This is a genomic window from Actinophytocola xanthii, from assembly GCF_001921205.1.
Taxonomy (GTDB): Bacteria; Actinomycetota; Actinomycetes; order Mycobacteriales; family Pseudonocardiaceae; genus Actinophytocola; species Actinophytocola xanthii.
In genome coordinates, this window is record NZ_MSIE01000030.1 from 32380 (window position 1) to 56276 (window position 23897).

Below are 23897 nucleotides of genomic sequence, written 5' to 3' on the forward strand. Positions count from 1 at the left end.
GATCTCGAAACCAGGCCGGGGTGGCTCCCGGAATTGTCGGAATTCCTCTACGGTAGTACCGACAATAGATCGTAATTTTCGGAACAAGTACCGGTCGAAAGGACACGGACATGCGTGGTCGACCGTTCCTCACCCTCCTCGCCGCGGTCGTCCTCACGGCCGGGGTGGCCCTGGCCGCGCAGGCGGTCCCGGGCCCGACCTCCCCCGCCCCGCCCGCCGCCGGCTCCCACGGCCGCGGGCACTGGGTGCACACCTGGACCTCGATGCCCCAGCTGACCGAGCCGGGCAACATGCCCCCGCCGCCGTTCACCCAGGACGGCCTGGTCATGGCCGACGCCACGCTCCGCCAGACCGTGCGCGTCTCGGTGGGCGGCGAGCGCCTGCGGCTGCGGCTGTCCAACGCCTTCGGCGGCAGCGCCCTGCCGGTCACCGCGGTCTCGGTCGCGCTGCCCGCCGGCGGGCAGGCGGGTGTCAGCGGGATCCAGGCCGGCACCGCCCGGCCGGTGACGTTCAGCGGGCGCGCGTCGACCGTCGTCCCGGTCGGTGCCCAGGTGGTGTCCGACCCGCTGGCCTTCTCCGTGCCGGCGCGGACCAACCTCACGGTCACGCTCTACCTGGCACGGGGACAGGCCTCGAACGAGATCACCTCCCACCCCGGCTCGCGGACGACCTCCCACCTGCTGGCCGGCAACCACGTCACCGCCGAGGACCTGCCCGGGGCGACCCCGACCGACCACTGGTACTTCCTCAGCGGAGTCGAGGTCTGGGACCGGCGACCGGCCAGGAAGGCCGTGGTCATGCTGGGCGACTCGCTGACCGACGGCCGCGGCTCGACGACCAACGGCAACGACCGGTGGCCCGACCAGCTGGTCGACCGGTTGCAGGCCGACCGTCGCACCGCCCACGTCGCCGTGCTGAACCAGGCCGCCGGCGGCAACCGGGTGCTCAACGACGGCCTCGGTCCGAACGCGCTCGCCCGGCTCGACCGCGACGTGTTCGCCCAGACCGGGGTCCGCTGGCTGCTCGTGTTCGAGGGCGTGAACGACCTCGGCACCGCCGAGCCGACCGAGGCAGCGCAGCGGCAGGTGGCGGCCGACCTGATCGCGGCGTACGAGCAGATCGTCGTGCGGGCCCACGCCCAGGACATCCCGGTCTTCGGCGCCACCCTGCTCCCGTTCGGCGGCCACACCGGCTACGACGACCCGGCCGGGCACCGCGCGGCGGCCAGGGAGACCGTGAACCGGTGGATCCGCACCAGCGGCAGGTTCGACGCGGTGATCGACTTCGACGCGGCGACCAGGGACCCGGCCGACCCCGGACGGCTCCTCCCGGCCCTCGATGTGGGCGACCACCTGCACCTCAACCCGAAGGGGTACCAGGTGCTGGCCGACACGGTCCCGGCGCGGCTGTTCCGCTGAGCACGGGGCCCGCCGGCAGCGGCTGCGCCGTTCGTCACGTTTGCGCCGGTCAGCCTCGGGTATTGCGTCTTGGTGGCGGACTTAGCGGCGGTTGTGTACGCGGCTGCCGGCACGGCGACGCTCGGGGCCGCGCTGCTGCCGCGGCTCCTCGGGCGGGCGCCGGTGTCGATGCCGATGGTGTTCCTCGGGGTGGGTGCCCTGGCATTCACGGTGATCGACCCCCTGCCCACGCCGGACCCCGTGCACAACGCCTCGTTCGTGCTGCACCTGACCGAGCTGTGCGTGATCATCTCGTTGATGGGCGCGGGGCTCGCGCTGAACCGCCCGGTGGGATGGCGGCGCTGGGGGACGACGTGGCGGCTGCTCGGGATCACCATGCCGCTCACCATCGTCGTCGTGGCGCTGTTGGGGTGGTGGCTGCTCGGGCTCGGACTCGCCGCGGCGGTCCTGCTCGCGGCCGCGCTCGCGCCGACCGACCCGGTGCTGGCGACCGAGGTGCAGGTGGCCGAGCCGGCCGAGCAACCCGAGTCCGACGAGGACGAGGTGCGGTTCGCGCTCACCTCCGAGGCCGGGCTCAACGACGGGCTCGCCTTCCCGTTCACCTACGCGGCCGTCGCGATGAGCCTGGTCGGCGTCGCCCCGGCGGGCTGGTTGCCGCACTGGCTCGCGGTGGACGTGGTCTGGCGCCTCGGTGCGGGTGTCCTGATTGGACTGCTGATCGGCTGGGGGCTGCGCAAGCTGTTCTTCGCCGCGCCCTCGGAGCGGTTCCGGCTGGCCGAGCACGCCGAGGGTTTCGTCGCGCTGGCGGCGACGTTCCTCGCCTACGGTGCGGCCGAGGCCGCCGAGGGTTACGGCTTCGTCGCGGTGTTCGTCTGCGCGTGCACGATCCGGGCCGGTGAGCGGGCCCACGGCTACCACCGGGTGCTGCACCAGTACGTCGAGCAGATCGAGCGGATGCTGACCGTGCTGGTGATCTTCCTGCTCGGCGGGGCCGCGGCCACCGGCCTGTTCGCCGGGACCAGTTGGCGCGACATCCTGGTGGCGGCGCTGATCCTGGTGGTCGTGCGTCCGGTCGCGAGCCTGCTGGGACTGGTCGGCGGCGGGGTCGGCCCCCGCGAGCGCACCGCGATCTCGGTGTTCGGCGTCCGCGGTGTCGGCTCGGTGTTCTACGTCGCCTACGGGGTCGGCGCCGGCGACTTCGCCGACGAGCAGACGATCTGGCGGATCGTCGGACTGGTGATAGTCGGCTCGGTCGTGCTGCACGGGATCACGGCCACCCCCGTCATGCGGCTGCTCGACCGGAAGCGGGAGGACCTGGCCGAGGAGAAGGACGCGGACCGCCCGGCCGACGTCACGCTCTGAGCCGTTCGCGACCGTCCTCCCGACGCGGGCGGGGGACGGGATAGTCCACGCGCCGTCCGCAATTGTCCACGGATTCCTGCCTAACGTGTCCCTCGGTGCGACAAGTGTCCCCAGGTCAGCGCCGACAGAAGGGGCGATGGGTCATGGCGGTCGGCGAGGTGGGGACGCGACCCCGTGAGCGTGTTCGCGGCCGGGGGTCGCGGACGCCGTACCTGCTCATCGCACCCGCGGTGCTCGCGATGCTGGCGTTCCTGGTCTACCCGATGGCCAGCGTCGTCTACTACAGCCTGCAGCACTACAACATCAGCAAGCCGTGGGAGAACGGGTTCGCCGGGCTGGACAACTTCACCCGGATGCTCACGGCGGACCCGCTGTTCTGGCAGAGCCTCGGGTTCACCGCGCGGTGGGTCCTCGTCGAGGTCTCGCTGCAGCTGGTGCTCGGCCTCGCGCTGGCCCTGATCGTCAACGAGACCTTCGTCGGCCGCGCCGCCGCGCGGGCGATGGTGTTCTCCCCATGGGCGGTCTCCGGCGTGCTGACGACCGGGATCTGGGTGCTGCTCTACAACCCGACCACCGGTCTGTCCCGCTACCTGGCCGACCTCGGGCTGATGGACTACGGCGCGGCGCCGCTGGCCAACCCGGACACCGTCTTCGCCGCGGCCGTGCTGGCCGAGCTGTGGCGCGGGGTGCCGTTCTTCGCGATCCTGCTGCTCGCCGACCTGCAGTCGATCCCCAGGGACCTCTACGAAGCGGCCTCGGTCGACGGTGCGAGCCGGGTCCGGCGCTTCTACCACGTGACGCTGCCGCACCTGAAGGACGCGATCATCCTGTCCACGCTGCTGCGCGCGGTCTGGGAGTTCAACAACGTCGACCTCCTCTACACCCTCACCGGCGGTGGGCCCGCCCACCAGACCACGACGTTGCCGCTCTACGTGGCCTCCACCGCGGTGCAGTCCCAGGAGTTCGGCTACGGGTCCGCGCTCACCACCGCCGGCTTCCTGATCCTGACCTTCTTCTCCGTCGCCTACCTTCGGCTGAGCAAGTTCGGAGCCCGAACATGAGCACGGACCTGAGCACGCTGCCCCCGGCCGATCCGGCGGCGCGGCCGGCGCCCGACCAGCCGGCACCGGCCCGGCCCAACCGGGCGTTACGGGTGGCCAGATGGCAGATCTACCTGCCGCTGGGGCTCTACCTGCTGTTCACGCTGGTCCCCTTCTACTGGATGCTGGTCTTCGCCGTCCGGCCGCGCGGCTCGACCTCGTTGCTGCCGTGGCCGGTCTCGCTGGAGAACTTCGAGACGGTGTGGAACGGCCTCGGGTTCGGAGTCTTCTTCGCCAACAGCCTCAAGGTCGGCGTCGCCGCGCTGGTGAGCACCACCATGATCGCGTTGGCCGGCGGCTACGCGCTCGCCCGCTACCGGTTCCGGGGGCGGACGGCGTTCATGGTCGCGATGCTCTGCACGCAGTTCATCCCGGGCGCGATGATGCTGATCCCGCTGTTCGAGGTGTTCCGCAGCCTCGACCTGGTGAACAGCCTGTGGAGCCTGGTGATCGCGGAGACGGTGTTCCAGCTCCCGCTCTCGCTGATCCTGCTCTCCGGCTTCATCCGCAACGTTCCGGTGGAGCTGGAGGAGGCCGCCTGGGTGGACGGTTGCTCGCGGCTGCGGGGGTTCCTGGTCGTCGTCCTGCCGATGCTGCGCCCGGCGCTGGTGGCGGTCGGCTCGTTCGCGTTCATCCACAGCTGGAACAACTTCCTGTTCGCGCTGATGTTCGTGAGCGAGCAGGAGAAGTACACGATCCCCGTCGGCCTCGCCTTCACCCTCGGCGAGTTCAGCGTCGACTTCGGTGCGCTGGCGGCCGGAGGGGTGGTGGCCGCGGTGCCGGTCGTCCTGGTGTTCGCGATCGTCCAGCGCTACCTCGTCCAGGGCCTGTCAGCAGGGGCGGTGAAGGGATGAGCGGGGGCGCGGATCCTGTTCGGGTGGTGCTCGCGGGAGCCCGGGGCCACGGTCGGTGGCACCTGGACAACCTGCGCAGGCTCACCGTGGCGGGCCTGGTCGAGCTGGTCGGGGTGTGCGACGTGGCGCCGGTGGACGACGCCGAGCTCGTCGGGTTGGGCGAGCCCGACCAGTCCGCCGACCTTCCCCGGCTGATCGAGCGCACCGGTGCGGAGATCACCGTGCTCGTGACGCCCATCCACACCCACCGGGAGCTGGCGCTGGCCGCGTTGCACGCCGGCTCGCACCTGCTGTTGGAGAAGCCGCCCGCAGCCACCCTGGCCGACTTCGAGCTGATCGCGACCGCCGTCCGGGACACCGGCCTGGCCTGCCAGGTCGGCTTCCAGACCCTCGGCTCGGACGCGATCCCCTTCCTGCGCAAGCAGATCGCCGGCGGGCAGCTGGGCAGGGTGGCCGGGATCGGCGTGGCCGGCGCGTGGGAGCGGCCGGCCGCCTACTTCGAGCGGGCGCCCTGGGCCGGACGGCGGCGGCTGGACGGAGTCGCCGTCACCGACGGCGCCCTGACCAACCCGTTCGCGCACGCGGTCGCCACCGCGCTCGCGGTGGCCGAGGCGGAGCAGCTCGGCGCAGTGGCCGAGGTTGACGTGGAGCTCTACCGGGCCAACGCGATCGAGTCCGACGACACCTCCTGCCTGCGGCTGCGCCTGGCCAACGGGCTCGTCGTCACGGTCGCCGTCACGCTCTGCGCGCCCAGGCGCACCGAGCCCTACCTGGTGGTGCACGGCGAGGCGGGTCGGGCCGAGCTGGTGTACACGCGGGACGAGGTGACGGTCACGCCGAACGGCGCGAGCGCCTCGGTCAGCTCGCACGGCCGGACCGACCTGCTGGAGAACCTCGTCGACCACGTCCGCGCCGACGCCCAGCTGCTGGCGCCGCTGGCGCGTACCGGCGCCTTCATGCAGGTCCTCGAAGCGGTGCGGCTGGCGCCGGACCCGCGGCCGATCCCGGTGGGGCACCAGGAGCTGCGCCGCGACGCGCGGCGCCGGGTGGTGGGTCGGGTGCTCCCCGGGATCGAGGAGCTGACCGCGCGCAGCGCCCGGGCGCTCGCGCTCTACTCCGAGCTCGACGTCCCGTGGGCGCCGGCCGAGCAGGTCCTGCGGGCCGGCGACCGGGACGTGGCCAGCTACCGCTGGCGGGTGGACCTCCCCGAGACCGTCTCGCCCCGGCCCTACCTGCACCCGGTGCGGACGCTGGCCGGGGCGCAGGTGAGCGAGCTGGCACCGCCCGACCACGTGCACCATCTCGGGGTCGGCGTCGCGATAGCCGACGTGTGCGGCAACAACTTCTGGGGCGGCCGGACCTACGTCGCCGGGCAGGGCCCCACCTGGCGCCGCGACCACGGCACCCAACGCCACCTGCGGTTCGCCCGACGGGAGGCCGACGGCCTGGTCGAGCACCTGGAGTGGCTCGACCCCGACGGGCTCCCGGTCCTGGCCGAGGAGCGCTCGATCAGGTCCTGCGTCCTGGACGGCACCGGGTGGGTCCTGGACGTGGCCTTCACCCTCACCCACCTCGGCGAGGGCCCACTCGCCATCCGCAGCTCGGCGACGAAGGGGCGGCCAGGCGCGGGGTACGGCGGGTTCTTCTGGCGCGCTCCCGGTTCGGCGACCCGTCGAACCGTGTTCACCCAGCACGGAGAGGGCGAGGAGCAGGTCAACGAGCGCCGTGCGCCCTGGGTGGCGATGTGCGGCACGAACCCGGACGGGCAGGACTGGACCCTGGTACTCGCCCAGCACGGCTCCGCCGACCCCTGGTTCGTCCGGGTGCGCGAGTACCCCGGGATCGGCCCGGCTCTCGCCTGGGAGCAGCCCCTCGTCGTCACCGGTGCCCTGACCAGGCGCGTGATAACGGTCATCGTCGACGGTCGGCTCGACCGTGCGGCGTCGGCGGCCCTGATCGACAGAACGACAGAAAGGTAGACGGCCATGGCCTCACGACGATGGTTGACGGCCGGTGCGCTCGTGGTGACATCGTGCCTGGCGCTGGCCGGGTGCGGAGGTGACTCGGGCTCCGACGGCACCACGACGATCACGTTCTGGGACGACAACGGCGGCCCCGCCCGCACCCCGGTGTGGGAGCACATCATCGACGAGTTCGAGCGGGACAACCCCGACATCAAGGTGAAGTACGTCGGCATCCCCATCGCCCAGGCCCAGCAGAAGTACGACACCGCCATCGCCGGGGACGGGTTGCCGGACGTGGGCGGGGTCAGCACCGCCATGCTCGCGAACCTGGTCGCCCGGCAGGCCCTGGAGCCGATGGACGAGCGCATCGCGAACAGCTCCCTGGACGGGAAGCTCAGCGAGCAGGTCGTCGAGTCGGTGCGGGCGACGGTGCCCGACGAGAAGCTCTACTTCGTCCCGATGTCGACGAACATGGGCGTGTTCTGGTACCGCGCCGACTGGTTCGCCGAGGCGGACATCTCCCCGCCGGCCAGCTGGGACGAGTTCTACGCCGCCGTCGAGAAGCTGACCGACACCGGGAACAACCGCTACGGCTACACGATCCGCGGCGGCGCCGGCTCGATCTCGCAGCTGCTCGAGGTGCTCTACGGCCAGTCCGGCATCGACGAGATGTTCGACTCCTCCGGCCGGTCGACGGTCAACGACCCCCGCAACGTCGCGGCGCTGGAGAAGATCGCCGGCCTGTACCGGAAGTACACGCCCGAGGCCGACGTCACCAACGACTACGTGAAGATGGTCGCCCAGTTCGACGGCGGCAACATCGGCATCATGCAGCACAACCTGGGCTCCTACACCGACCACGTGAAGACGCTCGGGGAGGACAAGGTCGGTGCGATGTTCGTGCCGCCGGCCGAGAACGGCTCCCGCACGGTCACCTCCCACCCGGTCTCCGGGCTCGGCGTGTTCGCCTCCGGCGAGCAGAAGGACGCGGCGTTCAGGTTCGCCGAGTTCGCCGCCGGCAAGGAGATGAACGGCCACTGGGCGGCGGAGACCGGCGTCCTGCCGGCCAACACCGAGGCAGCCGACCTGGAGGGCCTCGCGCACATCACCGAGGCGACGAGCGTGCTCAACGACCCCGAGACCAGGCTGGTCCAGCTGCCGTACTACCTGCCCGAGTTCAACGCGATCACCAAGACCGACGCCGAGCCGCTGTTCCAGAAGGTCCTGCTCGGCGAGATGTCCGCGAAGGAGTTCCTGGACCAGATGGCCGACAAGCTCACCGACGCGCAGGCGGGCTACGAGCAGCGCAACGGCGGCTGACCCCCTGACCGAGCACCAGGAGGTCACGCGATGAGACACCTTCTGTCAACCTACGCAACCGTCACCTCAGGGGAACGTGACGCAATCCAGCCACAGGTACGTGCCGGAACCGCACCGTCCCAGCCCAAGGTGACCAACAGGGAGAAAGTCCGGGGACGCGGACCAGTGAGACGACTGTTAGGCGTGGCGGCGCTGGCCGCTGTCGCCGCGGTGACCGCCACACTGCCGGCCGCGGCGCTGCCGGTGGCGAGCGCCGCCGCTGGACACGGAGCTCCGCTCGGGCGCCAGGTGCTCGGACCGGACGACGGGTGGGCGGCCGAGGGCGCCGGCACCACCGGGGGGTCGGCGGCACCGCCGGGCAACGTGCACGTGGTCGACACCCGCGCGGAGTTGGTGGCCGCCCTGGCGGCGCCGGCGCCCCGGATCGTCCACGTCCGCGGGCTGGTCGACGGGAACACCGACGACGCGGGCCGACGGCTCGACTGCGCGGACTACGCCGCCGACGGGTACAGCCTGCCGGCCTACCTTGCCGCCTACGACCCCGCCGTGTGGGGCCGGGACACCGAGCCGGCCGGTCCGCTCGAGGACGCGAGGGCGGCCTCCGCGGCGAACCAGGCCGCCCGGATCACCGTCCGGGTCGGATCGGACACCACGATCGTCGGCCTCGGCCGCCGACCGTCCTCAAAGGACTTAACCTGCGGGTGTCGAACGCTGACAACGTCATCATCCGCAACCTCACCTTCGTCGACGCGGCGGACTGCTTCCCGGCCTGGGACCCGACCGACGGGACCAACGGCGAGTGGAACTCGGCCTACGACAACCTGTCGGTGACCGGGTCGACCCACGTCTGGGTCGACCACAACACGTTCACCGACGGCGACAACCCGGACTCCGGGCAGCCGGCCTACTTCGGCCGGCCGTACCAGGTGCACGACGGCGAGCTCGACATCACCGCCGGCTCCAGCCTGCTGACCGTCTCATGGAACCGGTTCACCGACCACGACAAGACGATGCTCATCGGGTCGACCAACAACCCGGCGACCGACCGCGGCCGGCTCGACGTGACCGTGCACCACAACCTGTACGAGGGCACCCAGCAGCGGCTGCCGCGGGTCCGGTTCGGACGTGTCCACGTCTACAACAACCACTACCGGCTTCCCGCCGGGCTCAGCTACGCGCTCGGCGTCGGTGTGGAGTCCCGGATCGTGGCCGACCGCAACGTGTTCGAGGCCGAGCCGGGTGTGGAGCCGGGGGAGCTGCTCTACGACTGGGGCGGGACCGCGGTCACCGCGCGGGGCAACCTGTGGCGGGAGGGACGCCGGCTGGTGCCGGTCGACCTCGTCGCCGCCTACAACGCCACCCACGACCCCGACCTGGGCACGGACGTGGGCTGGGAGCCCAGCCTGCACGGTCGTATCGACCCGGCGCACCGGGTGCCCTGGGTGGTGGACCGGCACGCGGGAGCGGGCCGTGTGGGCTGAGGTGAACCGTTCAGTCGTCGCGTAGGCGGAAGAGTCCACGCGGTGTTCGCGATTGTGCACACACGACTACCTACCGTGAAACGTGGGTGATGGCGGCAGGCCGGCCAATGTGAACTCCTGTCAGGACTCGGGTCGACCGTCGCTCGCCGGATCAACGAGGATCCCACGAATTGGAGGCGCATCATGCGTAGCTCGATCGCGAAACGAGGACTGGCCGGGGCCATGGCGGTCGCCGCCGCGGCCGCGCTGACCGTCTGGTCGGCGCCGCAGGCGGCGGCCGTCGGCACACCGACCGGCTTCGGCGCCGGCACGACCGGTGGCGGCAACGCCTCACCGGTGACCGTGTCGTCGTCCTCGGCGCTGATCAGCGCGATGCAGGCGAGCGGCGCCGCGGTCATCCGGGTCAACGGCATGATCTCGATCAGCGGCATGCAGGACATCGCGTCCAACAAGACGCTGATCGGCGTGGGCTCCGGCTCCGGCATCACCGGCGGCGGCGTGGACGTCGACGGCGTCAGCAACGTCATCATCCAGAACCTGAACTTCCGCGACTGGGCCGACGACGCCGTCAACGTCCAGGACGGCTCAACCAGGATCTGGATCGACCACAACAACTTCTCCAACGGCTACGACGGCGCCGTCGACATCAAGCGCGGGTCGGACTACATCACCGTGTCGTGGAACAGGTTCTTCAACCACGACAAGGCGATGCTGCTCGGCCACAGCGACGGCAACGCGAGCCAGGACCGCGGGCACCTGCGGGTCAGCTACCACCACAACTGGTTCGACGGCACCAACCAGCGCCATCCCCGGGTGCGCTTCGGCAATCCGGTACACGTGTACAACAACTACTACGACGCCGTCGGCGACTACGGTGTGGCGTCCACTGTAGAGGCTGGTGTCCTGGTGGAGGGCAACTACTTCGAGAACACCGACTCTCCCTGTGAGCTCGGTCAGGGCAGCTCGCCCGCCGGGTCGCTGGTTGCCCGCAACAACCACTTCGTCAACTCGGGCACCTGCGCCACGGGCGGCAGCGTGAACGGCATCCCGTACTCCTACTCGCTCGACGCGGCCAGCAGCGTCAAGTCGATCGTCGAAGGTGGCGCGGGCGTGGGCAAGGTCGCCTGACCTGCCCACACTCGACCGGCTCCCGCCACACCCGCCGTGGCGGGAGTCGCTCCACTCTTGCCTTGCGCGGCGGGTAAAGGTTATGTTGCAGAGAGTGTCGCCGGTCCACTGCGCGGTTCATCACTGTCGATGAGCGAGGCGATAATGACGGCATCCCGGCTGACGATCGGTCTGGTCACGGCCAACATCCACCTCGGTGTGGGGGCGACCCTCTGGTCCGGCGCGCTCGACGCGGCACGGCGCCACGACGTCAACCTGATCTGCTTTCCCGGCGGCGAGGTCGGGGCGACCGACCGGCCGCGCAACCGCGTGTACGACCTGGCCGGCCCGGACCTGCTGGACGGGTTGATCTGCTGGGCGTCCACGCTCGGGCTCCCGGTCGCACACGCCCGGGCCGAACGGCTCGGCCGGCAGTTCGGCCGGCTCCCGATGGTCAGCCTGAACGGGGCGATGGGCGAGGACCGCCCGCTCACCCTGGACAGCTACCGCGGGATGTGCACGGCGATCAGCCACCTCATCGAGGTGCACGGCCGTCGCAGGCTCGCCTTCATCCGCGGCACGGTCGCCAACCCGGTCATCGTCGAGCGCTACCGGGCCTACACCGACACCCTGGCCCGCAACCGCATCCCGCTGGACCGCACGCTGGTGTCCGCACCGGTCGACTTCCACCTGGAGGCCGGCGCCTCGGCGATGCGGGTGCTGCTGGACACCCGGGCGCTGCGCCCCGGACGCGACTTCGACGCCGTGGTGGCCTGTAGCGACTTCCTCGCCGCGGACGCGTTACGCCTGCTCTCCGAGCGCGGTGTGCGCGTCCCGGAGGACGTCGCGGTCGTCGGGGTCAACGACTCGCCCGAGGCGACGCTGGTCGACCCACCGCTGACCTCGGTGTCCATGCCGTTCGCCGAGCTCGGTGAGCGGGCGGTGGAGACGCTGGTCGCCCGCCTGCGGGGCTCGGCGGCGGCCCGGGTTCCCTCGCCCGCCTCGACGCTGGTCGTCCGGCGGTCCTGTGGCTGTCCGGGCACGCTGACGACCGACCTCGAGGAGGACGTGCCCGACCCGGGGGCCGACCACCCCGCGGAGCTCCGTGCGGAGGTGGAGCGGCTCATCGAGGGCGACGGCCAGGTGCCCGCGGCCGGGCGCCGCGCCCTGGCGGCGGGGTTCCTCGCCTCGCTCCGTGCCGAGCGAGGGCCGGCACAAGCGTTCCTGGCCGAGGTCGAGCGGCTGCTCGGCGCGTCGGCGGCGAGCAGCCGCGAGGCGGAGGCGTGGGACGGGGTGCTGACCGCCCTGCACCTGTCCGCCATGCGCCATCTCACCGGGCAGTCGCGGGTGCGGGCCGAGCGCCTGCTCGCGCGGGCCAGGCTGGTCGTTGCGGACGTGGGCCGCCGGCTGTTGGAGTACGAGCGCTGGCAGGCCGAGCAGACCTCGAGACGGCTGCGTGAGCTCGGGAACACGCTGTCCGCGGCGGTGGACCTCTCGGCCCTGACCGAGGTGCTGGACCGGCAGCTGCCGGCATTGGGTGTCCCGCGCTGCCAGCTGTTCCTCGACCCGGCCCGACCGCTGGGAGCCTCGAGCGTGCTGCCGACCGACCGCCGGTACAGCATGGTCGCCGAGCCGCTCTACGTCCGCGCCGAGCTGCTCGGCTTCGGCCTGTTCGAGGTGGGGCCGCGGTCCGGTGCTCTCTACCGCGCGCTGGCCGACCAGATCGGGGCCAGCATCAAGGAGATCCGGCTGTTCGACGACGTGCGCGCCACCCGCGACCTCGCCGAGCAGGCGGACCGGGTGAAGTCGACGCTGCTCAGCAGCGTCAACGACGAGCTGCGGGCGCCCGTACAGGACATCCGGCGGCGCGTGGACGACGCGTTGCGGCTGGTCGAGCACCTCACCGGGGCACCGCCGCGGCTGGTCGAGGAGCTCAAGGAGATCCAGGTGAGCGTCGAGCAGCAGCTGGGCGTGCTCAGCGACCTGCTCGACCTGTCCAAGGCCGAGATCGACACGCTCGACCTCGCTCCCGAGCTGGTGGACCCCGCGGCGTTGCTGGAGGAGGTGGCCCGCCAGCCGCTGCCGGGGCGGCTGCCGCTGATCCTGGCCGACCGCCGCCGGCTGCGGCAGGCCCTGGTGAGCCTCTACGGGTGCGCCGAGCGGCTGGCCGGAGGCGCCGGGGCGGTGGCCGTGGAGGCGGACGTGCTGGCCCCGAACCTGCGGATCCGCTTCTGCCGGCGCGGTACCGGTCCCGGCCGGGCCGGGGGTGGCGACGCGCCGGACTCCGCGCTCGCCCTGCCGATCACCAGACGGCTGATCACCCTGCACAACGGCTCCTTGCGGTTCGACTCCGCACCGGACGGGGTCACCGTCGACGTGACGCTCCCGCTGCCCTGCCCCCAGGGGCGGCCGGTGGTCCCCGACTCGGCGGACTGCGTGCTCCTCGTCGGGGGGGACGGTCCCCCCGCCGGCCTCGGCGCGCTGGGCGAGCGTCCGGTGCGGCAGCTGCACGTGGGGGACGACCTGTCGGCCGTGCTCGCCGACACCCGGCCGGCGGCCGTGGTCTGGGACGTCCCGGGCGCCGCACCGGAGGACTGGCCGGTCGTGCGGTACCTGCACGACCACCCGCTGCTGCGCCGGGTGCCGTTCGTGGTCTTCGGCGCGCCGGCCGGCCGGGACCTCGACGAGCTGGTCACCGCGCGGCGACCGGCCGAGCTGACCGGCCCGGTCGTGATCGCCGACGTCGACCCGGACACCCAGGCCACCTACCACCGCCTCGTCGCGCAGGTCCGCCCCGGTCACCACGTCGTGGTGGCCTCGGACGGGGCGACGGCGCTCGCCGCGCTCGACGAGGACGTCCCGAGCCTGGTCATCGTGTCCCAGACGCTGCCGGACATGGACGGGTTCGACGTGCTCGACCGGCTGCACGGCGACGCGCGGCTGCCCAACGTGCCCGTTCTGATCCTCAGTGGACGGACGATCACGGTCGAGGACATCCAGCGTGCCGAGCCCTACGGCCGCTCGGTGCTGCTCGGCAAGGGAATCCTGAGCGAGGGGGAGACGGCCGCGCTGCTCGCCCGGCTCTCCCGGTCGCGCAACCCGGGGCCGCAGCGGAGCAGCGTGCTGGTCAAGCACGCGGTGGCGTTCCTGCACCAGCACTACCACCACCAGATCACCCGCAGGCAGGTCGCGCAGGCGGCCGGGATGAGCGAGGACTATCTGAGCCGGACCTTCCACCGGGAGCTGTGCATCTCGCCCTGGGAGTACCTCAACCGGCTGCGCATCCAGCGGGCCAAGGAACGCCTGCGGGAGAGCGACGACAGCATCCAGGTCGTGGCGCGGCGGGTGGGCTTCCACGACCGGGCCTACTTCAGCCGGATGTTCCGCAAGCTCACCGGGATGCCCCCGCAGTCCTACCGCGAGTCCTGGGCGCCCAACCACCGGCCCGGGGGGTGACCCCGGGGCCGCTCAGGCCGCCGCCCGGGTGGCGGCTCGGAGGGCGTCGGGGACGGCGTCGCGGACGGCCGCGACCGCCTCGGCGACGTGCTGTTCGCGGGTGCGGTGGTTGAGCACGCACATCCGCAGGGTGGTCCGCCCGCCGATCCGGGTGCTGGTGATCCGCGCGCGGCCGGAGCCGTTCACGGCTGCCAGCAGCCGGCGGTTGGCGTCCTCGCCGCCCGCCACGCGGAAGGTGTGCACGGTGAGGTCCGGCCTGGTGGTCTCGACGCCGGGGATGGCGCTCAGCCCCTCGTGCAGCGCCTCGGAGAGGTCCAGCTTCTCGTCCAGCGCGGCCCGGAACGCGGCCACGCCGTGCAGGTGCAGCGGCAGCCAGACCCGCAGGCCGCGGTACTCGCGGCTCAGCTCGACGCCGAGGTCGGCGTAGTTGGGCAGCGACTCGTCGAGCTCGAGGTCCTGCAGGTACTCCGCGTCCGCGGCGTGGGAGTCGCGCAGCGCCAGCGGGTCGCGGACCAGCAGCACTCCGGTCGTGTAGGGCAGGAACAGCGACTTGTGCAGGTCGAGCACGATGGAGTCGGCGGCCTCGATCCCGGTCAGCCGCCGACGTCCGCGCTCGGTGAGCTGGAAGCCGCCGCCGTAGGCCGCGTCGACGTGGAACCACAGACCCCACCGGCGGGCGGTCGCGGCCAGCTCGGCCAGCGGGTCGACGGTGCCGGTGTTGGTGGTGCCCGCGGTGCCCACGAGCAGGAACGGCCGCCGGCCGGCCGCGTGGTCGGCGGCGACCAGCTCCGCGACGGCCCGCGCGTCCATCCGCAGCTGCCGGTCCACCGGCACGGTGCGGACCAGCTCGGTGGGGAACCCGGCCAGCCGTGCGGCCTTGGCCACGCTGTGGTGGGTGTGCTCGGTGACGTAGAGGGTCCCGAGCCGGCCCGGGCCGCCGAGCACCCGGTGGCGGGCCGCGACGACCGCGGACAGGGTGCCGGTCGAGGACCCGGTCGTGGTGAGCCCGGTGGCCTCGGTCGGCAGGCCGAACTCCGCGGCCAGCCAGCGGATCACGCCGTGCTCCATGGCCACCAGGTCCTCGGCCATCGCCCCGCTCCCGGTGTACCGGTTGGTCACCCTGGCCAGCAGCTCGGCGACGGCGGCCGAGACCAGACCGCCGCCGGGGAAGTAGGCGAAGCACCGCGGGGAGGTCGTGTCGTCGGCCCTGGCCACCGCCGAGCGGACGACGCCCAGCAGGTGGTCGAGCTCGCCCGGCGTCTCGGCCGGCGGGTCGGCGAGCCCGGTCGGCCGGGGCATCCCGGCGTGCATCCAGGCCCGCCCGCCGGCCTGCTCGCCGGCCAGGAAGTCGGCGACGAACTCCTCGGCGGCGGCCATCATCGAGCCGACCTGGCCAGGGGTCGGCTCGAGCGGATAGTGCATCAGCTCGCCCTGCGCGCCGCCGGGTGCGACGTGGCCAGCGGTGGCAGCGGGTAGGCGTAGCGCCGTCCTGGGTACATCACCGGCCGCCGCCAGTCCGAGGAGTCCAGCGGGATCAGCGAGTGCCGGTGCCGGTGGGTCGCGTCGATCGCCGCGGCCCGCGTCCGGGGGTCCTTGCCGCTGGCCGCCGAGATGCGCTCGATCCGGTCGGCGCCGAAGTTGATCGGTGCGGCCTGGCTGAACTCCTGGGCGCTGAACCGCAGCCAGTCCTCGGTGTCGGCCTTGATGCCGTCGGCGAGCTCGCGGATGGCCCGCGCCGGGCTCGCGCCCGCGTCCCGCGCGGTCCAGTAGCGGCGCAGCCGGGACCCGTGGCCGATCGCGCCGGTCATCGCCCCACCGCTGGTCATGAAGTGGCCGTTGCCGAACGAGTCGCCGCCGACCACCCCGTTGGGGGTGACCAGCGCGTCGTCGCCGACCCGCTCCACCACGCTGAACAGCTTGGGGCCGTAGGTCATCATCACGCCCTGGAGCTCCTCCTTCGGGATCTCCAGGATGTGCCCGGCCTGCTCGAGGTAGAACTCACGCAGCAGGTGGTGGTAGCCCGCGACGAACTCGGCCGACTCGCGGTCGGTGCCGCTGGGCACGATCCCGGCGAGGACCGGGTCGAACGTCTTGAAGTCCGGTACCTGGACCAGCACCCAGCCCACCGCGGGGTCGCCCTCGTGGCCCACCGCGATCTGGCGGACCCAGTACTCGGTGCCCTCGTTGTCGAACGCCGAGGCGATCCGGCGCCGCAGCCGCCCGTCGACGAGCACGTCGAGCAGCCCGGCGAGGTAGTCGGCCTGCGCGACGACCGGACCCCGGCCGTCCTCGTGGTCGACGAGCACGTCGTGCTGGGTGAACCCGAGCCGGGCCGCGTCGCTGCTGTCGAAACCCTGGGCGACCATGAACACCTCGGGCACGCCGAGGTCGATGACCCCGGTGCCCGGCGCCCGCACCCGGCGGAACCCTCCGCCGTAGTCCAGCTCGCGGATCCGCTCGATCGCCACGCTGGTGCGTCCGTCGGACGCGGTGCCGAAGCCCGGGCTCTCGCCCGACCGGCGCCGGCGTAACCCGCGCGGGCGGGGCGCGGACACCACGCGGTGGCTGCTGAACACGCGCACCCTGGGCTGGTCGGTGCCGCCCGCCAGGTCCATCTCCTCGATGGCCTCGAGGTAGCGGCGGAGCAGGATCAGCACGTCCGCGGCGCGTGCCTGGAGCGTGGACGGGCCGTCCAGCACGTCGTACATGCCGGTGTTCAGCTGGGCCGGGTCGACCGTCGTCGGCGGGACAGGCGCGTCGAGCTCGGTGACGACCCGGTTCGGCCTGCCGTCCTTCCACCGGTCGTCGATGAACTCGGTGTGGTGGATGGTGCCCGCGATGCGGGTCTCCAACCCCATCGACCCGAGGAACCCGGTGACCACGTCGTCGGCGGCGACCGGTCCGGCCGGCCAGTCCGGCCGGTACAGGCTCTCCGCCAACCGGAACACCTGGCCGTCTCCGCGCTTGGGCACGCCCTCCTCGCCGTAGCGCTCGAGCATCAGCTCGTCGATCACGCCGAGGTGGTGGTAGAACTCCTCACGGATGTTCCAGTGCACGCCAAGGGACGGGCAGCTCCTGATGTCCACGCCGACGGCGCGGCGGCCCATCGCCACCGTCCAGAGCATCGCCATCATGTTGGTGCCGCCCAGACCGAGCGCCAGGAAGTCGGGATCCCTGGCGCCGGTCACGTCGTCCTGGTTCGCGTGCGGGTTCGCGCACACCTCGTCCAGCTCACCGTGTGCCGGCCTGCGGGCGGCTCGGTCGCGCGCCGACCACGCCAGCCGCCGCGCGCGGGCGGCGAGCTCGCGCCCCCACCGACGTCCTCCGTCGTTCTGGCTCATGGCCCCAGTCTCCGTCGCGGGCAGCCTCGCCCGCGTCTTCCTGCGTGCGGACCCGGCCCGTGCGGGACAGGGCACTCTCGGACATGTCCCGCCCCGGACGCGGGCGGAGACTGGCCTGGGGGACAGGTCGAGCCGGAGAAAACCGGAGTTGGTAGCGATGATCTACATGGCCGGACAGACGATCGTTCTGCGCGAGCGCGGCGCGGACGGCACGAGCGACCGCGCCTGCACGGTGGTGTGCGACGAGGAACGCGGTCTGCTGCTGCGCGTCCTCGGCGCCCCCGGCCGGGCCGACACCGACCGCCTGGTACTCCTCCCGCCGGGGGCCACCCACGCCGTGTGGTGGCGGTTCACCCGCCGCGCCTTCACCGGATGGCACGTCGCGCTGTACGAGTCGGCCACGCCGTGGGGCGCCCGCGGGGTCGCCGGGATCACCGTGGTGGACCGCGGTACCGGCGGCATCGACGTCACGCCCGACCTGCGCTGGTTCCGGACCGGCGCCGCGACGGGTGGCGACCCGGACACCGAGCCGCTGCTGTCGGCGATCGAGAGCGGCCACTTCCCGTTCGACGGAACGTGGTGCGACCGCTCGGCGCTGGCCTCCTGGCGCCGCCCCCGCCCGGCGGCCATCACCGCCCTGCTCTACCGCCACCGCACCCGCCCACCGGCCGCCTGACGGCGACAACCGGCGCGACAGCCGGCGAGACAACCGGCGCGACAACCGGGGCGGTGGTGGGCCTTGGCCCACCACCGCCCTGCTTCGGCGACCATCAAACGCTATCTCCTAACACTTCCGCCATACCGTGACGTCGGCGTCGAAGAACTCGTAGTGGCGGCGGTGGTCGCGCATGACGCCGGCCTCGTTCGACTCGGCTACCAGGTCGAAGGACTCGGTGAGCAGTCGGCGCAGTGCCTGCTCGCTGCTCTGGTCGGCGCCGCCGATCCACCGTTGCCGGTCGGTGAAGGCCGGCTGCCAGCTCCACGGGCTGCCGACGACCAGCAGGCCGCCCGGTCGCAACAACGCCGTCGAGTCGATGAACTGGCGCAGGCACCCGAGCGGGTCGTCGAGCCGGTCGAGCAGGTTGGCGAGCACGACCGCGGTGAACGAGCCGAGTTCGGGGGACAGCGCGGCGGCGTCCCCGGTGCGGAACTCGACACCGCCGCCGGCGACCGGGCGCGGGGCCCTGGCGAACAGCAGGGTGCTGCGCTCCGCCTGCTCCGGCCGCTCGTAGGGCACGGTCTTCCCGGCGGCGAGCGCGTTGGCCGTGTCGACGAACTGGGTGCTCCGGTCGATCCCGACGACCTCGGCGGGTACCCGGGAGGCGATCTCGAACGCCACCCCGCCGACCGAGCTGCCGACGTCCAGCACCCGGTGCAGCGGCGTACCGGCCCGTGCGGCGGCCCGCACCAGGAGCTCGGCCACCCGGGCTGGGTAGCCGTGCGCGGCGGCAAGCGGGTGGTCGGGCCGGCCGAACGTGTCCTGCTCGTCGCCGAAGTGCATCAGCAGGTACCGGTCGAGCACCTCGTGCCGTTCGTACCGGTCCTCCTCCCGGTCCGGCGCCGCGGCCTGCGCCGGCGGTGCCGCACTCGCCGCCGGTTCGGCGGCGCTGACCAGCCGAATGCCGGCCTGCTGCAGGAAGTGCGGGCGGAAGTGGTAGCGGGCCCAGATGCTGGCCTGGTCGCCGGTGCTCACGAAGCAGCCGCCGAGGATCATCTGGTGCTGGCCGTCGAAGCACGGCACCGAGAAGTCCTCGTAGTAGGGGTGGACGGTGAACCCCTCCAGCGGGTTGGCCACGTCCTCCGACCACGTCCAGAGATTGCCCCCGACGTCGTGCACGCCGTGGCCGGTGGCGGGGGAGTGGTCGACCGGGCTCTCCGAACCCCACGCGAGGTTCAGGTTGACCCCCCGTGCGCGCAGGTCGTCGCCGGCCGCCCGCAGCACGCGGTCGTCGTCGGCGGTCGGCTTCGCCGGCAGGTCACGCAGCCGGTTGAACTCGAACTCGGTGGGCAGCCGGTAGGTCCGATCGTCCTTCTGGGACCGCCAGGCGCAGAACGCCTTCGCCTCGTGGTAGTTCACGCAGACCGGCCAGTCCCACGGCATGTCGATCTCGTCGAAGGTGGTGCGCAGTCGAAAGGTGTGCAGCCCGGTCGGACCGGCCTGCACCCACCAGCGCGGCCACTTCGCGTTGCGGAACCGGCGCCAGCGCTCGCCCTCCTCCGACCACAGCTCAGGTCGGCGGTAGCCGCCGTCCACGACGAACTCGTGGAACTCCCCGTTGCTGACCAGGAAGCGAGCTGTGTCGAACTCGGACACCTCCTGCTCTCGGGTGCCGTACTCGTTGTCCCAACCGAACGACGGGAAGTCCCACGGCTTTCCCAGCCGGGCGGTGCCGGCGGGGATGGTGACCAGGTCGTTGTCCGGATAGGACTCGGTGGACGGCCGTCCGCTCTCGGTGACCCGGCCGATCGGCGTCGGCAGCGGCCATTCCTCGGGCTGGCGCACCAACCGCCGCGGCAGCTCCCGGATCAGGACCGAGCTGGTCTCGAGGTGGACGCGGTCGTGCTCGAACGCGAGGAACAGCGCCCAGGCCTGGTCGTCCATGGTCACCGGGCGACCGAGGTCCGGGGCGAACGGCGTCGACTCGATCACCTGGAGCATGGTCCGGTAGACCGTCGCCCGGTACTCCCGCACGGCGGCGACGGAGGGCCAGCGCATCTCGTTCTTGGACATGTCGTCCCAGGACATCTCGTCGACGCCGGTCTCCAGGACGTCCTCGAGATAGGCGTCGACCGGCGCTTCGAGCAGGCCGCTGACCCGGAGCTTGTTGACGTAGAGCGCCGCCGGGTGGCCGTAGTAGAAGATCATCGGGTGGCGCAGCCCGTGGTCCGGTGGCCGGTAGAACGCCTCGGACGTCTGCAGGCCCGCGAACAGGGTCTCCTGCAGCGTCCAGGAGTTGTTGAAGTAGTCGACGACCTCGTCGCGACCGCACACCGACAGGTCCGGCATGGGCAGCGAGGTCAGCCGCCCGTCCGGACCGACACCCGGGCACGTTCCGCGGTCGGGTCGTTGGCCGGTGAACCACCAGCCCGGGTCGCGCCTGCCGGTCAGCCGTTCGTCGGCGTGCTCGGTGGCGTTCGTTTCCCACATTGCCGGTTCTGCCGTAGCCGTCATGTCCTGGCCCTCGTGTCTCTCGCCGGAGTGCCCGCGGGCTCCCGGCGTCGGAATCTCTGGCGTCGGAATCTGTCGACAGCGTGACATCCGGTCTGAAACTCGTTCATCTCCCGCGTTGCGGTCGACGGGCTCCGCACAACGAGAGGCGGCCGCGAGGAGACGTGGGTCCTCGCGGCCGCCAGATCATCCGACGGGGTCGGTGCTACCTCGTTCGGGTCACCCGCGTCCGGCGGGAGGCGGCGAGCAGCGTGGCGCCGCTCGTGATGAACAGCAGGGCCCAGCCGAGGATCGCGGCCGGCGTTCCCACGCCGGTGTAGGCGAGGCCGCCGTCCCCGTCTCCGTCCCCGCCGGCGGTGCTAGCGCCGCCGCCACCGGCAGTGCTCGGGCCGCCGCCGCTGGCCCCGTCCTCCTCGTCGACCGGGATGCTGACCGAGGACGGCGGCGACTCGACCGGTTCGCCACCCTCGCCGGGGGTCCCCGTCGCGGTCGCCACGTTGTAGACCCGACCCGACTCGACGTCGGCCTCGGTCACCACGTAGACGGGCGCCGTGCAGATCATCGACGCACCTGGCTCCAGCGTGCTCTGCGGGCAGGTGATGTCGCTGATCTTCGGGTCGTTGACGATGATGTCGATCAGCTCCACGTCGCCGGTGTTGGTCACCGCGAACGTGTAGGTGACCTCCTCGCCGGCGTCGGCCAGCCCGTCACCGTCCTGGTCGGCCAGGTCGGCGCGCTTGATGAGCTCGAGGCTCGGCTGGTCGCCGCCCGCGCCGCCACCGCCGCCGCCGGAGCCCTCGTCCACGGGCACGTCGACGGTCACCGGCGGGGTGACGATCGGCGGGCCGGTACCCGGCGGCTGGCCGGAGCCGGTCGCCACGTTCCGCACCACGCCCGCGTCGATGTCGGCGTCGGTCACCGTGTACGGCGGGGCCGTGCAGGTCACCGAGTCGCCGGGGGCCAGCGGGCCGGCCGGGCAGGTCACGTCGCCGGCCTTGGGGTCGTTGACCTGGACGTTGGTCAGCGGCACGTTGCCGGTGTTGGTGAGGACGAACGAGTAGTCGATCGTCTCCCCGACGTCGGCGAGCGCGTCACCGTCGGTGTCGTTGAGATCCGCGTCCTTGGTGATCGTCAGACCCGGGTCCGCGACCGGCACCTCGGCACTGTCCGGCGGGGTCTCCACCGGGGGTCCCTGCGGGGGTGTGCCCCTGGCGACGGCGGTGTTGCGGACGACGCCGGCGTCGATGTCGGCCTGGGTCACGGTGTACAGCTCCGAGCTGCAGGTCACCGCGGAACTCGGGGCGAGGATCGTCAACGGACAGGTAACCGGACCGACCTTCGGGTCGGTGACCTCGATGTTGGTCAGCGTCACGTTGCCGGTGTTGACGATCACGAACGAGTAGTCGATCGTCTCGCCCAGGTCGGCCAGGTCGTTGTCGTTGAGGTCGTTCAGCGTGGCGACCTTGTCCAGCGTCAGCGCCGGCGCGGCCGGCGCGGTCGGCGTGGTGGTGGAGTCGGGCGGCGACACGACCGGAGCCCCACCGGGGTCGGTGTTGGCGTGTGCCACCGCCGTGTTGGTGATCTCGCCGGCGAGGATGTCCGCCTCGGTCACCCGGCGCGGCTGCGCGGCCTCACACGTCGTCGGCTGCAGCGGCTCGAGCTCGGTCTCCGGGCAGTTCACGACGCCGGCGGTCGGGTCCTCGACCCGCACGTCGACCAGTCGAACGTTGCCGTTGTTGACCACGACGAACGTCCACCTGATGAACTCGCCGAGGTCGGCGAGCCCGTTGCCGTTGTCGTCGTCGAGGTCGGCGATCTTGTCCAGCGCGAGGCCCGGGGTGGCCGAGATCGTCGGCGTGTTCGTCGCCGAGGGGTGCGAGACGACCTCCGCCCCGCCCGGGGCGGCCGCCTGCGCGAATGCCGAGTTGACGACCTGACCTTCGGCCACGTCGTCGGCGTCGGTGATGTGCGGGGCGTCGGACGTGCAGCGAACCGGGGTTCCCGGAACGATCGAGGCCTGCTGGCAGGTCACCCCGGTCAGCGAGGGATCCACGACCCGCAGGCCGGTCAGCGTCACGTTGCCGAAGTTGTTGACCGTGAACGAGTAGTTGATTGCCTCGCCGATGTCGGCGACGCCGTTGCCGTTGGCGTCGACCAGGGCCGCCCGCTTGACCAGCCCGAGCCGATGGATGGGCTGGAAGACGGGGATGTTCGTCACCGACTCCGGCGACTGCACGGCCTGGCCGTTCGGCGCGGTCGCGGTCGCTCTCGTCGTCGTCACGACCTGGCCCGCCTCCACGTCCTCGGCCGTGATCACGTGGTTCGGGACGGTGCAGGTCGTCCCCTGGCGGACCGGCAGCACGGTGGCGGCACAGGTGATCACCTCGCCGTTGTGCCTGACCTCCAGGTTGGTCAATGTCACGTTGCCCGTGTTGGTCACGGTGACCGTGTAGCGGACCGTCTCGCCCAGGGTGCCGTAGTCGTCGTGGTTGGTGTCCTGCAGCAGGGCAAGGGCGACCAGGCCGAGCGAGGGCGCGGGCGTCGCGGTCGTGGTGATCGCGGTGCCGCTGTTGTTCGCCGTGTTCGGGTCGGTGTCACCCGGTCCCACGCTCGCCGTGGCCGTGTTGATCAGGGGGAACGTGAAGTTCGCCGGCGTCGTGCCGGTGATCTGGATCGTCGCCTGCTGACCGGAGGCCAGTGGACCGCCGGTACACGTGACGGCGTTGCCCACGACCGAACAGCCCGGCGTGGTGCTCACCACCCCGGTCACGACGGCGGGAACGTTGTCGACGAGGGTGAACGACCCCGCGGTCTCCGGTCCGTTGTTGGTGACCGTGATCTGCCAGGTGATCGCCGACGCGGGGGCGGCGGCCTCCGGGCCGGACTTCGTGACGGCCAGGTCCGCGCTCGCGGCCAGCCTGTTCTCGGTGGCGGCCGGTGCCTCGGCCGGCTCCTTCGAGTCCGGGGTGGACGGTTGCGCCGACTCCTCGGTCTCGGCCGGCTCGGCGTCCGTGTCCGGCTCGGTGCCGGACTCGCCCGTCACCGTCTCGCTCTCACCGGGAGCCGGTTCCTCGGCGGGTTCCTCAGCCGGTTCACCGGCCGGTTCGGACTGCGGTTCCTCGGCGGGCTCGGACGGGGTTTCCACCGGCGTTTCCGAAGTATTTTCGGAATTCTCCGGTTGCTCCGCCTCGACGGCCGGAGCCTCGGGCGAGGAGCTCGCGACCGGCACTGCCGCCGGGTCCGCGACGGGGACGTCGTCGACCGCGGCGGCCGGTATTCCCACCGCGAGGAACACGAGGGCGGTCAGTAAAATGCTGGCTGCGGC

At 72.0% G+C, this 23897-nt stretch carries 15 protein-coding genes; 11 read left to right on the forward strand and 4 right to left on the reverse strand.

The features are described from left to right. Positions 1 to 110: 110 nt before the first annotated feature. The 10 genes from BU204_RS17110 (at position 111) to BU204_RS17150 (ending at position 14062) form a co-directional block, all read left to right on the forward strand. A complete protein-coding gene (locus BU204_RS17110) occupies positions 111 to 1418 on the forward strand; it encodes an SGNH/GDSL hydrolase family protein (RefSeq protein ID WP_075126686.1) in 1308 nt (435 codons plus the stop codon). A gap of 72 nt (positions 1419 to 1490) precedes the next feature. Then, positions 1491 to 2780 (forward strand): cation:proton antiporter, encoded by a 1290-nt coding sequence (locus BU204_RS17115; RefSeq protein WP_075126687.1) that lies wholly within the window; start codon positions 1491 to 1493, stop codon positions 2778 to 2780. Between the two features lie 143 nt (positions 2781 to 2923). Then, a complete protein-coding gene (locus BU204_RS17120) occupies positions 2924 to 3841 on the forward strand; it encodes a carbohydrate ABC transporter permease (protein ID WP_075126688.1) in 918 nt (305 codons plus the stop codon). Then, on the forward strand, positions 3838 to 4734 hold the full coding sequence (locus BU204_RS17125; protein WP_075126689.1) for a carbohydrate ABC transporter permease: 897 nt from the start codon (positions 3838 to 3840) through the stop codon (positions 4732 to 4734). The genes BU204_RS17120 and BU204_RS17125 overlap by 4 nt, the downstream gene beginning before the upstream one ends. After that, positions 4731 to 6713, forward strand: a complete 1983-nt coding sequence (locus BU204_RS17130; RefSeq protein ID WP_075126690.1) for a DUF6807 family protein — start codon at positions 4731 to 4733, stop codon at positions 6711 to 6713. The genes BU204_RS17125 and BU204_RS17130 overlap by 4 nt, the downstream gene beginning before the upstream one ends. 6 nt (positions 6714 to 6719) lie before the next feature. Then, positions 6720 to 8018, forward strand: coding sequence for an ABC transporter substrate-binding protein (locus BU204_RS17135; protein WP_075126691.1), 1299 nt, complete (start codon positions 6720 to 6722; stop codon positions 8016 to 8018). A 165-nt stretch (positions 8019 to 8183) separates the two neighbouring features. Next, the gene (locus BU204_RS41320; RefSeq protein WP_233160375.1) at positions 8184 to 8849 is read left to right on the forward strand and encodes a hypothetical protein; all 666 of its coding nucleotides are present in this window, start codon (positions 8184 to 8186) and stop codon (positions 8847 to 8849) included. Continuing rightward, positions 8744 to 9499 (forward strand): pectate lyase family protein, encoded by a 756-nt coding sequence (locus BU204_RS40765; RefSeq protein WP_233160384.1) that lies wholly within the window; start codon positions 8744 to 8746, stop codon positions 9497 to 9499. Before BU204_RS41320 ends, BU204_RS40765 begins: the two co-directional genes overlap by 106 nt. Positions 9500 to 9682: 183 nt before the next feature. After that, the gene (locus tag BU204_RS17145; protein ID WP_075126692.1) at positions 9683 to 10627 is read left to right on the forward strand and encodes a pectate lyase family protein; all 945 of its coding nucleotides are present in this window, start codon (positions 9683 to 9685) and stop codon (positions 10625 to 10627) included. Positions 10628 to 10756: 129 nt separating this feature from the next. Beyond that, the gene (locus tag BU204_RS17150) at positions 10757 to 14062 is read left to right on the forward strand and encodes a substrate-binding domain-containing protein (RefSeq protein ID WP_083661386.1); all 3306 of its coding nucleotides are present in this window, start codon (positions 10757 to 10759) and stop codon (positions 14060 to 14062) included. Between the two features lie 12 nt (positions 14063 to 14074). Here the strand turns inward: BU204_RS17150 and BU204_RS17155 are convergent, their stop codons facing one another. Further along, positions 14075 to 15484, reverse strand: coding sequence for a pyridoxal phosphate-dependent decarboxylase family protein (locus BU204_RS17155; protein ID WP_075126694.1), 1410 nt, complete (start codon positions 15482 to 15484; stop codon positions 14075 to 14077). Beyond that, the gene (locus BU204_RS17160; RefSeq protein WP_075126695.1) at positions 15484 to 17403 is read right to left on the reverse strand and encodes a hypothetical protein; all 1920 of its coding nucleotides are present in this window, start codon (positions 17401 to 17403) and stop codon (positions 15484 to 15486) included. The genes BU204_RS17155 and BU204_RS17160 overlap by 1 nt, the downstream gene beginning before the upstream one ends. A gap of 157 nt (positions 17404 to 17560) precedes the next feature. Between BU204_RS17160 and BU204_RS17165 the strand changes: the two genes are divergently transcribed. After that, positions 17561 to 18079, forward strand: a complete 519-nt coding sequence (locus BU204_RS17165) for a hypothetical protein (RefSeq protein ID WP_075126696.1) — start codon at positions 17561 to 17563, stop codon at positions 18077 to 18079. A gap of 108 nt (positions 18080 to 18187) precedes the next feature. Here BU204_RS17165 and ovoA read toward each other — a convergent pair whose 3' ends face one another. Continuing rightward, positions 18188 to 20551, reverse strand: coding sequence for a 5-histidylcysteine sulfoxide synthase (gene ovoA / locus BU204_RS17170; RefSeq protein ID WP_233160376.1), 2364 nt, complete (start codon positions 20549 to 20551; stop codon positions 18188 to 18190). 226 nt (positions 20552 to 20777) lie between these two features. After that, positions 20778 to 23867: a DUF7507 domain-containing protein gene (locus BU204_RS17175; protein ID WP_075126698.1), complete on the reverse strand. Its 3090-nt coding sequence runs from the start codon at positions 23865 to 23867 to the stop codon at positions 20778 to 20780. Positions 23868 to 23897 lie beyond the last annotated feature (30 nt).